Source organism: Martelella sp. UBA3392 (genome assembly GCF_002358775.1).
GTDB lineage: Bacteria > Pseudomonadota > Alphaproteobacteria > Rhizobiales > Rhizobiaceae > Martelella > Martelella mediterranea.
The window spans coordinates 9,025-19,751 of the sequence record NZ_DEPM01000026.1; the positions used below are offsets into that span (position 1 = coordinate 9,025).

12 protein-coding genes and 1 pseudogene are annotated in these 10,727 nt (G+C 61.6%); 3 read left to right on the top strand and 10 right to left on the bottom strand.

The genetic code is table 11. The features are described 5' to 3' along the window. Nucleotides 1–97: 97 nt before the first annotated feature. From B4E36_RS02145 to B4E36_RS02175, 7 genes are all read right to left on the bottom strand, one after another. A complete protein-coding gene (locus tag B4E36_RS02145; RefSeq protein WP_345899922.1) occupies nucleotides 98–478 on the bottom strand; it encodes a DUF1801 domain-containing protein in 381 nt (126 codons plus the stop codon). A 50-nt stretch (nucleotides 479–528) separates the two neighbouring features. Further along, the gene (locus tag B4E36_RS02150) at nucleotides 529–927 is read right to left on the bottom strand and encodes an SRPBCC family protein (protein WP_292057849.1); all 399 of its coding nucleotides are present in this window, start codon (nucleotides 925–927) and stop codon (nucleotides 529–531) included. Further along, nucleotides 924–1,247, bottom strand: a complete 324-nt coding sequence (locus B4E36_RS02155) for an ArsR/SmtB family transcription factor (protein ID WP_292057923.1) — start codon at nucleotides 1,245–1,247, stop codon at nucleotides 924–926. The genes B4E36_RS02150 and B4E36_RS02155 overlap by 4 nt, the downstream gene beginning before the upstream one ends. A 224-nt stretch (nucleotides 1,248–1,471) precedes the next feature. Further along, complete coding sequence (gene allE, locus B4E36_RS02160) at nucleotides 1,472–2,215, bottom strand: (S)-ureidoglycine aminohydrolase (protein ID WP_292057851.1); 744 nt, start codon at nucleotides 2,213–2,215, stop codon at nucleotides 1,472–1,474. Between the two features lie 89 nt (nucleotides 2,216–2,304). Next, nucleotides 2,305–3,351, bottom strand: coding sequence for a DctP family TRAP transporter solute-binding subunit (locus B4E36_RS02165; RefSeq protein WP_292057854.1), 1,047 nt, complete (start codon nucleotides 3,349–3,351; stop codon nucleotides 2,305–2,307). A gap of 106 nt (nucleotides 3,352–3,457) precedes the next feature. Continuing rightward, on the bottom strand, nucleotides 3,458–4,741 hold the full coding sequence (locus B4E36_RS02170; protein ID WP_292057856.1) for a TRAP transporter large permease: 1,284 nt from the start codon (nucleotides 4,739–4,741) through the stop codon (nucleotides 3,458–3,460). Nucleotides 4,742–4,743: 2 nt separating this feature from the next. After that, nucleotides 4,744–5,247 (bottom strand): TRAP transporter small permease, encoded by a 504-nt coding sequence (locus B4E36_RS02175; protein ID WP_033410037.1) that lies wholly within the window; start codon nucleotides 5,245–5,247, stop codon nucleotides 4,744–4,746. Between the two features lie 245 nt (nucleotides 5,248–5,492). Between B4E36_RS02175 and B4E36_RS02180 the strand changes: the two genes are divergently transcribed. Next, a complete protein-coding gene (locus B4E36_RS02180; RefSeq protein ID WP_018064596.1) occupies nucleotides 5,493–6,431 on the top strand; it encodes a LysR family transcriptional regulator in 939 nt (312 codons plus the stop codon). Nucleotides 6,432–6,488: 57 nt separating this feature from the next. On the opposite strand, the gene B4E36_RS02185 is transcribed toward B4E36_RS02180, so the two are convergent. Genes B4E36_RS02185 through B4E36_RS02195 form a run of 3 tightly spaced genes read right to left on the bottom strand, consistent with a single transcriptional unit; the run spans nucleotide 6,489 to nucleotide 9,272 of the window. Then, nucleotides 6,489–7,487, bottom strand: coding sequence for a LacI family DNA-binding transcriptional regulator (locus B4E36_RS02185; protein ID WP_292057861.1), 999 nt, complete (start codon nucleotides 7,485–7,487; stop codon nucleotides 6,489–6,491). A gap of 42 nt (nucleotides 7,488–7,529) precedes the next feature. Next, a complete protein-coding gene (locus tag B4E36_RS02190) occupies nucleotides 7,530–8,519 on the bottom strand; it encodes an ABC transporter permease (RefSeq protein WP_414673711.1) in 990 nt (329 codons plus the stop codon). 12 nt (nucleotides 8,520–8,531) lie between these two features. After that, nucleotides 8,532–9,272, bottom strand: coding sequence for an ATP-binding cassette domain-containing protein (locus B4E36_RS02195; RefSeq protein WP_292057863.1), 741 nt, complete (start codon nucleotides 9,270–9,272; stop codon nucleotides 8,532–8,534). Between the two features lie 155 nt (nucleotides 9,273–9,427). Here B4E36_RS02195 and B4E36_RS02200 point away from each other — a divergent pair, with 155 nt between their 5' ends. Then, nucleotides 9,428–10,408 (top strand): NAD-dependent epimerase/dehydratase family protein, encoded by a 981-nt coding sequence (locus tag B4E36_RS02200; RefSeq protein ID WP_292057866.1) that lies wholly within the window; start codon nucleotides 9,428–9,430, stop codon nucleotides 10,406–10,408. A gap of 44 nt (nucleotides 10,409–10,452) precedes the next feature. Further along, a pseudogene (locus tag B4E36_RS02205) lies at nucleotides 10,453–10,727 on the top strand (sugar ABC transporter substrate-binding protein); the annotation flags it as partial.

The following is a 10,727-nucleotide window of genomic DNA, read 5'->3' on the forward strand; positions in this document are numbered from 1 at the left end:
CGACAGCCAGCGATGACATTGTCTTATCAGCTTGCTCCAGTTCAATTGTACGTCCTCCCAAATTCGTTGGATGGGAAAAGGGCACGGGCCCGAGGGATCATGAAGCGTTTCGTGCCACGGCGGCTCGGATGAGCGCCGACAGCGCCTCTTCGTCGATCGCGTCGCCCTCTCGGAAATCGATGGCCCGCCGGACATTGCCGTCGAGACTGGAATTGAAAAGCCCGGTTGGGTCGGGCAGGGACGCGCCCTTGGCGAAGGTCATCTTGACCTTGTCCTTGTAGGTCTCGCCGGTGCAGATCATGCCGTGGCGATACCAGGTCGGGACGCCGCGCCATTTCCATTCCTCGACGATATCGGGCTCGGCTTCCTTGATCAAACCCCTGATGCGGGAGAGCGTGTCGCCCCGCCAGTCGCCCAGTTCCGCAATCCTTTCATCGATCTTCCGCGATGGATTTTGCTCCTGTTGCGCATCCTTCATGGCATGGTCCTCTTGTCTCTCGGTTCCGTGGTGCATGGCCCGGGTCCGCTTCAATCCATCTCGGCCAGTACCTGCTCCAGCCTGTCGAAAAAGCGCGGCCAGCCCAGTTTCGCGCCGCCATAATAGTTCGGCTGATCCGTCCGGAAGCCGGTCTGTTCCATGCGCAGGCGCGTTCCCTTGCCGGTCGGCGTGAGAGTCCATCTGACCACAGACCGCAGATCGCCGGCATCCCAGCTGTATTCCAGAGCCTTCTGTTCCTCGACCGCCCGAACCTCGCAGTCGACCTCGCCCCAATCCGCGCTGAATCCGAAGCGATGCCCCACTTCAGGCGTGAAGGCGGTCTTCATCAGCCATTCCCCGATCAGGTGGGATTGGGTGAGGGCGCGCCAGATCTTCTCCGGCGGATGCGGCAGGTCGCGTTCGACGACAACGGTGCGGGTCTCGGTCAATTGTCCATCCTCTTCAGCAGGTCTTCAAGGTCGTCGAAGCGGCGCTCCCAGAAGCTCGCCATCCGTTCCGTCCAGTCCGTCAACGGCGCAAGGGCGTCAAGTTGCGGGCTGTAATGTGTCTGGCGGCCGTCCTGGCGGTCGACGACGAGCCCGGCGCGCTTGAGCACGCTGAGATGTTTGGAGACGGCCGGCTGGGAAATCCCGGCGTGTTCCGTCAGCGCTTTGACCGTCTGATCCCCCTTTCGACACAGGCGCTCGAAGATCGCCCGGCGTGTCGGGTCCGCCAGCGTTCGAAACAGGATGTCGTCGGGTTGGGTCAGGGGCAATTCATAGCTCTCCGGTTATGATTAACTCATAACCAAGGAGTTATGGATTTTCAAGGTGTTTGGCGAGGCGTCGGTTGATTACGCGGATCGATGACATTTGGAGGCGAGGCCGAAAAGGGAGAAGGACTCGGCTGCAAGCCCGCTTCAGCCGTCTGGCTTGGCGTTCCGGCAGCAAATCATCTCGAACGCGGCCTGGGGCCGGCAGGTAACGATTGGCGTCAGGCCAGCGGGTCACGATTCCAGTTCTTGTAGATCAGATAGCGCGCGTCTTCCCGCCCGAGTGCGCCGAACCATTGCGGGCAGAACGGCGCCATCCAGATGACGTCGCCCTGCGCAACCGGGTACCAGCTATCGTCAAGGCGGTAGATGCCCCCGCCGTCAAGCATGACGAGCCCGTGCTCCATGAAATGGGTTTCGACATATGGCAGCGAGCCACCCGGAGCGAAGGTCATGACGTTGACCTCCATATCGAAGCCCGGCGCCTCCGGAAGAAGCTTCTGAACGTGGAGCTGCTCGTTGCCTTTGAGAGGCACAGGATCGATGGCCGGAATCGCGCCGAAGAGCGCGCCCGGCGGCTCGTAACCGGAAAGCGGCTTGTAGGCATGCTCCAGGCAGAGGATTTCAGCATCTGCCGAAAGTTCCAGAGTGAACGGTGCCGGCGATGGAAGATAGGCATAATCGTCCGGGCGCAGCAGGCGTGTCTCGGCGCCATCCGTCACGCGCACCTCACCCGAACGGATCAGAACGAAGCGGATGCCGCCATGGGGTGGCGGCGCAACAAGCGTGTCACGCCTGGCGACGATCCTGAAAAGTGAAAAGCCGGCGCCGAGGCCCGGCGTCACATATGAGACAACATCGGTGTCCGGCCAGTGAGGCAGGCCGATGATCTCATGACTATCCGCGCAAACAAGCGCATGCGAGCGCTTGATGCGCGATCTCGTTTCACCAAGGCTCGAACGCACGTTTTATCCTTCCGAGACAGATCAACATGGACCGGGCGATCGAGCCCGGAAGGCCGGGGAAAGGCGCTTGCCCTGCCCCGGCCAGGGCATTACTCGTCGCCGAAATAGCGGGTCGCATTCGCCTGCTGGCTTTCTTGCTTCAGCAGGTCGACCAGCGCGATCGCATCCTCACCGTGGTTTTCTGCCATGTACTTGTCGAAGGCCGCATCGGTCACTTCGCGCATCTGCGCGCGATCCTCGGGCGAAAGCGCGGTGATCGTCATCTTGCCGGCGAGGCCTGCGAGACCGCGATCGGAGGCTTCGATGATACGCGAGATTCCGCGCGCGGCGTTTTCGCAGGACTGGGCAGCGGTGTGGATCAGGTTCTTCTGGTCTTCGGTCAGGTCGTCATAGAAGGCCTTGTTGAACAGCATGGTGAAGGGCGAGTAGAGGTGGTTGGTCAGCGTCAGATACTGCTGAACCTCATCGAGCTTGGCCGAAACCAGGATCGGGATCGGGTTCATCTGACCGTCGATGACGCCGGTCTGCAGACCGGAATAGACCTCGGAGAAGGCCAACGGGTAGGCCTCCATGCCGAGCGCATTCATGATCGCCTGGTGAGAGGGCAGCGTCATGGTGCGCAGCCGGATGCCTTCCATGTCCTCGAGCGAACTGATCGGCTTTTCCGAGTTCGAGATAACGAAGAGGCCGCCGGTATCCGGGTAGCCGAGCACCACGACGTCACCGAGTTTCTCTTCGATGTCCTTCTTCAGCGCATGGCCGAACGGACCGTTGAATACGGTATCGGCGGCGCCATTGCTGTCGAAGGCGAAAGGCAGGTTGAGCACGTCGATGTTCTGGTAATAGGGCGCGAGCGCCCCGGTAGAGGCGTTGGTCACCTCGATAACGCCGTCACGAACCATCTGCACGGCCTCGCCGATGGTGCCGAGCTGGCCGCCGGGATAGATTTCCACCTTCAGCTCGCCATTGCTGCCGGTGTTGACGATGCTGGCGAACACCGAAGCGCAGGCATGATTGGGGTTGTCGTAGATGTCGCCGTTGCTGTCATGGGCAAAGCGGATGACCTTTTCCTGGGCAAAGGCCTGGGCACTGCCCAGAAGGGTGAGCGTCAGGGCTGCAATCAAAGTCTTTTTCATGTTCGTCCTCTTTTATCGTGGTTGATGCATGCCGCGGCAGGCGCGACAGGGGGATCGTCCCGGCGAAGATCGCCGGACCGTTAGGCAGAATGGGTTGCCGTCATGGCTAGTTCGCAAAGCCCAGCAGGCGCGGCACCAGAAGAGCCAGCCACTCCCAGTAGGCAAAGACGAAGAGCACGCCGATTTCAGCGATCAGGAACGGCCAGAGCTTGGCCGCGATGCGCTCGAGCTTCTCGCCGGTGACCGAGGAGAGCACGAACAGGCAGGCGCCCACCGGCGGCGTCATCAGCGAGATGTTCAGGGCCAGCACGAAGATGATGCCCGAATGGATCGGCTGCAGGCCGATATCATTGGCGAGCGGCACCAGCACCGGCGCAAGAATGATCAGGATGGCGGTGATATCCATGACCATGCCGACGGCGAGCAGGATCAGCACCACCAGGAAGATTATCACGGCCGGATTCGAGGAAATCGACAATACCGCTCCCGCAATTGCCTGCGGTATGCGTTCGAAGCTCATCCACCAGCCGAGCATCGAGGCAAAGGCGATGATGGCGAAGATGACCCCGGTCGTGCGCGCCGTGGTCAGCAGCATCTGGTAGAGGTCGGAGAGCGTCAGGTTGCGATAGATGACAAGACCGACGAACAGCGCATAGGCAACGGCCACCGAGGCCGCTTCCGTCGGCGTGACGATGCCGCCAAGAATACCGCCGAGAATGATGACCGGCATCATCAGGGCGAGACCGGCGCTCCAGATGGCTCTGGCCAGCTCCTTCATCGTCGCCCGGCGTTCCGCCCGCGGCAGGTTGTTGCGCGCCGCGCCGAGCGCGATGATCGCCATGCAGACCGCACAGATCATCAGGCCGGGCAGGATGCCGGCGGCAAACAGGCCGCCGATCGAAACGCCCATCAACGATCCGTAGACGACCATCAGTCCGGATGGCGGAATGGTCGGGCCGATGATCGAGCCGGCGGCCGTGACGGCAGCGGCATAGTCGCGCCTGTAGCCGTTACGAACCATTTCCGGCACCAGCGTCTTGCCGAAGGCGGCGGCATCGGCGGTGGCCGCACCCGTCAGTCCCGAGAACAACACAGAAGCCACCATATTGGCATGGGCGAGCCCGCCGCGGAAATGCCCGACCATGACATGCGCCAGCCGCATCAGCTGATTGGTAATGCCGATATGGTTCATGATCTCGCCGGCGAGGATGAAGAACGGCATGGCGAGGAAGGTGAAGGAATCCATGCCGGTGAAGAGCTTCGAAACGCCGGTCAGAAGAAAGCGCTGATTGTCGAGCTGGATCAGTCCGGTCAGGCCGGCAAGGCCGATGGCAAAGGCGATCGGCATGCCAAGCAGAAGCAGCGCGAAGAAGAGGAAACCGACTGCCATGGTCAGACCTCCGCCGCCTGGTCCTGCACGGTGTACTGCCCGGCATCGCGCACCAGACACAAAAGCAGCTGTACCGAGGCCAGGGCCGCCGCCGTTGGCACTGCGGCAAAGGCCGGCGCCATGGACATGCCGAAGATCAGGGCAAAGCGTGAGGCGCCGCTGATGGCGAACTGCAGACCGTAAATGAAGGTCCAGACAAACAGCGCCAGCGCCAGGAGATCGCAGCCGATCAGGATGGCTCGGCGCAAGGTTACCGGAAAGCGGTCAATCAGGATCGTCAGGCCGATGTGATCGCGGCGGGCAATGCCGCAGGAAATGGCAAGCAGGGCCACCCAGATCATCAGGTAGCGGGCCATGATTTCCGGCCAGTTGAACTGCCAATGGAAAATATAGCGATCCAGCACCCCGATCCACACGTCGAGCACGAGCGCGGCGAGCAGGATCACGACGACGGCGTCAACCACCCTGTTCAGCGCTGCTGAAAGCGTACCGGCCAACTCTCTCAAATCCGGTTCTCCTTTCGCCGAAGCCGCGCAGCTCTTTCGGTCCGGGCAATGCATTGCCTCGGTTCCATGCGCGTTCGGCGATGGCTTGCAATTCCCCTTTATCCGGCCGTTCGGACAGCCGGGTTCTGAATTGAAACTTACCGGCGAAGTTTCCTGCGAGGCGAGCGTTTTTTTGTGAGACCAGCGTGCACAAAAAGCGTACGCTCATACTCCATACGCAACAACCTACTGAAAAACATCAACTTATGCTTCATTCGACCCTTCTGGCACAGATTGACGAGGTTGCACGGCGCGGTTCCATCCGCGCGGCGGCCGATGTCCTCAATGTTTCCGCCTCCTCGATCAACCGTCGGATCATCCAGCTCGAGGAGGAAATGGGAACGCCGCTGTTCATCCGCCATTCCGGAGGCATGAAGGTGACCGCCGCCGGTGAGGTGGTCGTCGCCCATATTCGCCAGACGCTGCGCGACAGCGAGCGAATGAAGAAACGCCTTGGCGAGCTTGCCGGCGCGGATGGCCCACGGGTCCGCATATCGGCGATGCATGGCCTCGCCGCCGGCATTATTCCGCTGATCCTCCGCGTGTTCCGCTCCGAGAATCCGGGCATCGCGATAACCGTGCGCAGTCAGACCGAGGCCGGCGTCGAAAGCGATCTCGTCAATGGCGAGTGCGATCTGGGGCTGGCCTATGCCTGGGCGAACGGAACGGGCATCACCGCCAACCTGGCATTTCCGACCCGGCTTGGTGTGGTGGTGAGCAGGGAACATCCGCTTGCAAGCCGGCCGCATCTGCGGCTTGCTGAAATCGCGAAATGGCCGATCGTTCTGCCGGACGAATCCGTCACCATCAACCATCTCGTCACCGAGGCCTTTGCCGTGGCCGGTTTTCCATTGCGCACGACGGTGCTCTCGAACTCGATCGAGCTTCTGAAATCGATCGCGCGCACCGGCGAGGCGATCACTTTCCTCAGCCGTATCGATGTCGAGGAAGACCTGAAGGAGGGCTATCTCGTCTATGTTCCGATCCATGGCCGCGACATTGCAAGCCACGAACTGAGGCTCGGTCGCCGCAAGGACAGCACGCTCGACACAGCAGTGACGCGTGCCGAAGAATGTATCCGCAAGGTGATTTCCAAGATCGAAACGCCGCTCGCGGATTCTTACACCGGCAAGACGGCCGAATGATACTCAATGGCAGTCATGAAGTTCAAGGGCACGGGCCGCAGATGAACGCCCGAAGCTCTAACCCGAGACCCGCTCGATCAGGGTACACTCGACCTTGAGCTGATCATGCGCGCTGGTCAGTCCGCCCATCATGTCCTCGAGCAATTCGACGGCCATCGCGCCCATTTCGAACATGGGGAGATGGTAGGTCGTCAGCGGCGGCATGGTGAACTGGGCGATATCGCGATTGTCGAAGCCGACGACGGCGACATCACCGGGGATGGATTTTCCGAGCTCCTTGAGCGCCTCAAGGCAACCGATCGCCATCAGGTCGTTGGCGCAGAAAATGCCGTCGGGCGGGTCGGGAAGCCTCATCAGTTCGTGGGTCTTCTCATAGCCGGAGGACGGCTCCCAATTACCGTAGTGCACGAGCTTGGGGTCATAGGCGAGGTCGTTGCTGGCAAGCGCCTGCTTGTAGCCGCGCAGCCGGTCGCGCGGGTTGTCGAGCCCCTCCTGGCCGTTGATGAGCGCGATGCGCTTGCGCCCGCCGGCAATCAGCCGCTCGGTCGCGGCGCGTCCGCCGGCCACGTCGCCGGGCACGATCGAGGGCAGGCGGCGCTGCTGGTCGTAGCAATTGACCAGCACGGAAGGCGCATCGAGAAGCGCCTGCGGCGGATCGATCTTGCGGGTCAGGATGGTGCCGAAGATATAGCCCACCAGCGTTTGGCTTTCGCAGATGGACAATACCCCATCATCCGGATCCTCGCCCTTGCGGAACACGCCAAGCGTGACGATGATCCCGCTCTCCAGAGCCTTTTCCCGCGCGCCCTCGAAGGCGAGCGCCATCCAGGGGTCGGTGGTGAGCTCATCGACGAGGAAGACGATGACCTTGGCGGCCGCGTGGCTGGCGGTCGCCGTCTTGTTGGACAGGCGATAGCCCAGCGCCTCGGCGGCATCGAACACCCTTTTGCGCGTCGCTTCGCTGAAGCGGGCGCCGGAACTGCCGTTGAGAATGAGGGAGACGGTGGCCTGGGAGACGCCGGCGCGGGCGGCGACATCCATCATTGTCGGTTTCAATGCATTCTCCAAGACGATCGGCGCAGTCACCGTTTGCAGGCGTCATGATCTGAAATGCCTGATTCGGTCGAAGGCCACCGCAATAATTATGAATGTACCTATGAACATTCCTTGCCAGAATGTCGAGATGCCGAGGAGGATCAGCGAGTTGCGAATGACCTCGATCAGCAGCGCGCCCACGACCGCGCCGATTGCCGTGCCCTCGCCGCCGGCAAGGTTGGCGCCGCCGATCACCGCGGCGGCGATCACGGTCAGTTCCAGCGCCTGGCCGAGATTGGTGGTGACGCTGCCGAGCCATCCGGCCATCAGGATACCCGCCACGCCCGCGGTGAAGGCGGAGAACATGTAGATGCTGACCTTGAGCCGCTTGACCGGAATGCCGGTCAGGCGCACGGCGCTCTCATTGCTGCCGATCGCATAGACATGCTGGCCCCATCGCGTCCATTTGAGCGCGAACGACATGACGACCGTCAGCAATGCGAGCGCGTAAAGCGGGTGCGGAATGCCAAGCGTCGACCCGCCCCCGATCCATAGTAGCAGATCATGGTCGGGCCCGAATTCCCAGATCATCTTGTTGTCGGAAAGCACCATGGCGAGAGAGCGCGCGGCCGAAAGCGTGCCGAGCGTGATCACGAAGGGCGGCATCCCGCCATAGGCGATCAGCACGCCGTTCACGAGCCCCACCAGAAGTGCTGCGCCGATCGCCATCGGGGCGGCCAGCCAGAACGACATGCCGCCGGCCATCAGCACGCTGATCACCATCGCGCTCAAAACCACGCTCGAGCCGACCGACAGGTCGATCCCGCCCGAGGCGATCACCACCGTCATGCCGATCGCGATGATGCCGACAAAGGCGAAGTTGCGGGCGACGTTGAACAGGTTTCTCTCGCTGGCGAAGGTATCGGTCATGAGGCTCAGCGCCAGGCAGGCCGCAATCGCGGCGACGAACACCCAGAAAAGCTGCTGGGTGGCGAGCTTCGATGCCCAGTTGCGGTGCTGACTTCTTGATATCACATGGTCCATGGTGGTCATCGGTCCGCCTTTCTATGCCGCGTCGATTGCGCCGGTGATGAGACCGGTGACTTCTTCGGGAGAGGAGCCTGAAGCAGGCTTGCTGGCGACGAGCTCGCCGCGCCGCAAAACGGCGATCCTGTCGGCGACGCCGAAGACATCCGGCATCCGGTGGCTGATCAGGATGACGCTGATGCCCTGATCCCTGAGGCGCAGGATCAGGTCCAGCACCTCCTTGACCTGCCGGACCGAGATCGCCGCCGTCGGTTCGTCCATCATCACGATCTTCGGCTTCGACAGCAGCGTGCGCGCGATGGCGACTGCCTGGCGCTGCCCGCCCGACATTTTCCGGACGAGGTCGCGCGGATGGGTCTCGGACTTGAGCTGGCGGAAGAGGTCTGCCGCGGTCTCGTTCATCTGGCGGTAGTTCAGATATTTGACGAGCCCGACCCGGCGCATGGCCTCGCGACCGAGAAAGACATTCGAGGCGGCCGACAGATTGTCGCAAAGCGCCAGGTCCTGGTAGACGACTTCGATGCCCTCCTTCTGCGCATCGCGCGGCCGGTGGAAGGTCACGGGCTTGTCGTCGATGCGGATCTCGCCCGCCGAGGGCGGGAAATTGCCGGCGATGATCTTTACCAGCGTGCTCTTGCCCGCGCCGTTATCGCCCATCAGGCCCAGCACCTCGCCCGGCGCCACCGAAAGCGACACAGATGACAGGGCCTGAATGGCCCCGAAATTCTTCGATATTCCCGACAAAACAAGTCTCGACACAGGTCCCCTCCTTCTTGTCCAGCGCCGACCCGGAAAGCCGAATGCTTGTCCGGCTGCCTCCTTCAACGCCATTACTAAATCAATAATAACGTGACTTAATATTATTAGTAAATAATTATCACGTCCGACACAAGGAAATATCGAGGGGGTTGCGGATGAAGCTGCTGGTGACCGGTGCGGCCGGGAAAGTGGGACAGGCGTTCTTGCCCGCCTTTCTGGCCGAGCAGCGTTTTTCGGATTTCGAGGTGGTCGCGCTTTGCAACAACCGTGCCATCGAAACCGACGATCGCCGGGTCACCGTGATCCGCGGCTCGATGGCCGACGAACAGGTGGTCGCGCGGGCGCTGGAAGGCGTCAGCCATGTTGTTCATCTGGCCGCGGTGAAGGAATCGCCCGATCTCGCCATCGATGTCGCGTTGAAGGGGCTTTACCTGCTGCTCGACCGGTTCCGCCGGTCTGAGAAAGGCCGCCAGTTCCTGCTGCTCAGCGGCGATTGCGTTGTCGGCCATATCTTTCAGGGTTACGCCGCGCCAATCACCGAAGCCGCGCCGCGTCGCGCCTATCCGGGCGTCTATGCGCTGACCAAGGTGATGGAAGAGGTGATGCTGGAACAGTTCGGCATCCAGTATGACCTCGGCTACACGATCCTGCGGGCGCCATGGATCATGGAAAAGGACGATTTCAGATATGCCTTCGCCCTTGACGACACGCAGTTCGGCGGGCCGCCCTGGGAAACGCTGGTCGAGGCGGACGATCTTGCGAAAATGCGCAACGGCGACGTCTTTCCCGCCATGCGCGACGCCGAAGGCGGGTTTCTGAAGCGCAACTTCATTCATGTCGACGATCTGGTGCGCGCGATCCTGCTTTCGATCGACAATCCTGACGCCCGTGGCGAGCTCTTCAATATCGCCATGAACGAACCGGTCGATTACGGCGCGGTCGCCGCGCTGATGGAGACCAACGGCAGGGACCGGGCCGAGATAGCGACGCCGTTTCACAGCAACTGGCTGGACAATGCCAAGGCCCGCAAGGTGCTGGGCTGGAAGCCATCGGTCGGCCTCGAGGAACTCTTTGAACGTGCATGGAACTACAGGCGCGGCGAAAACGACCCGCGCATTGTCTGGTATCCCGGCTGAGGAAGGAGCCTTTGCCGGCGATTGCAAAGAGGAGGAGAAATGCAATGAAAATCAAGTATCTGGCTATAACCGCCCTGTCGGCGGCAATGCTTCTTGCCGGTCAGGCGGGGGCTCAGGACAAGAAGACGCTGGCCATCGTGGTCAAGGGGCTCGACAACCCGTTCTTCGAGCAGATCAATCTCGGCTGCAAGAAGTGGCTTTCGGAAAACAAGGACAGCGAATACGAGTGCCTCTACACCGGGCCCGCCTCGTCCTCCGACGAAGCCGGCGAGGTGCAGATCGTCGATGATCTCTTGACCCGCGGCGTTGCGGCGATCGC

Coding starts and splice junctions, on each gene's coding strand:
- B4E36_RS02180 (WP_018064596.1), top strand. CDS start 5,493: ATGCTTCATTCGACCCTTCTGGCACAGATTGACGAGGTTGCACGGCGC.
- B4E36_RS02145 (WP_345899922.1), bottom strand. CDS start 478: ATGAAGGATGCGCAACAGGAGCAAAATCCATCGCGGAAGATCGATGAA.
- B4E36_RS02200 (WP_292057866.1), top strand. CDS start 9,428: ATGAAGCTGCTGGTGACCGGTGCGGCCGGGAAAGTGGGACAGGCGTTC.
- B4E36_RS02190 (WP_414673711.1), bottom strand. CDS start 8,519: ATGACCACCATGGACCATGTGATATCAAGAAGTCAGCACCGCAACTGG.
- B4E36_RS02170 (WP_292057856.1), bottom strand. CDS start 4,741: ATGGCAGTCGGTTTCCTCTTCTTCGCGCTGCTTCTGCTTGGCATGCCG.
- B4E36_RS02165 (WP_292057854.1), bottom strand. CDS start 3,351: ATGAAAAAGACTTTGATTGCAGCCCTGACGCTCACCCTTCTGGGCAGT.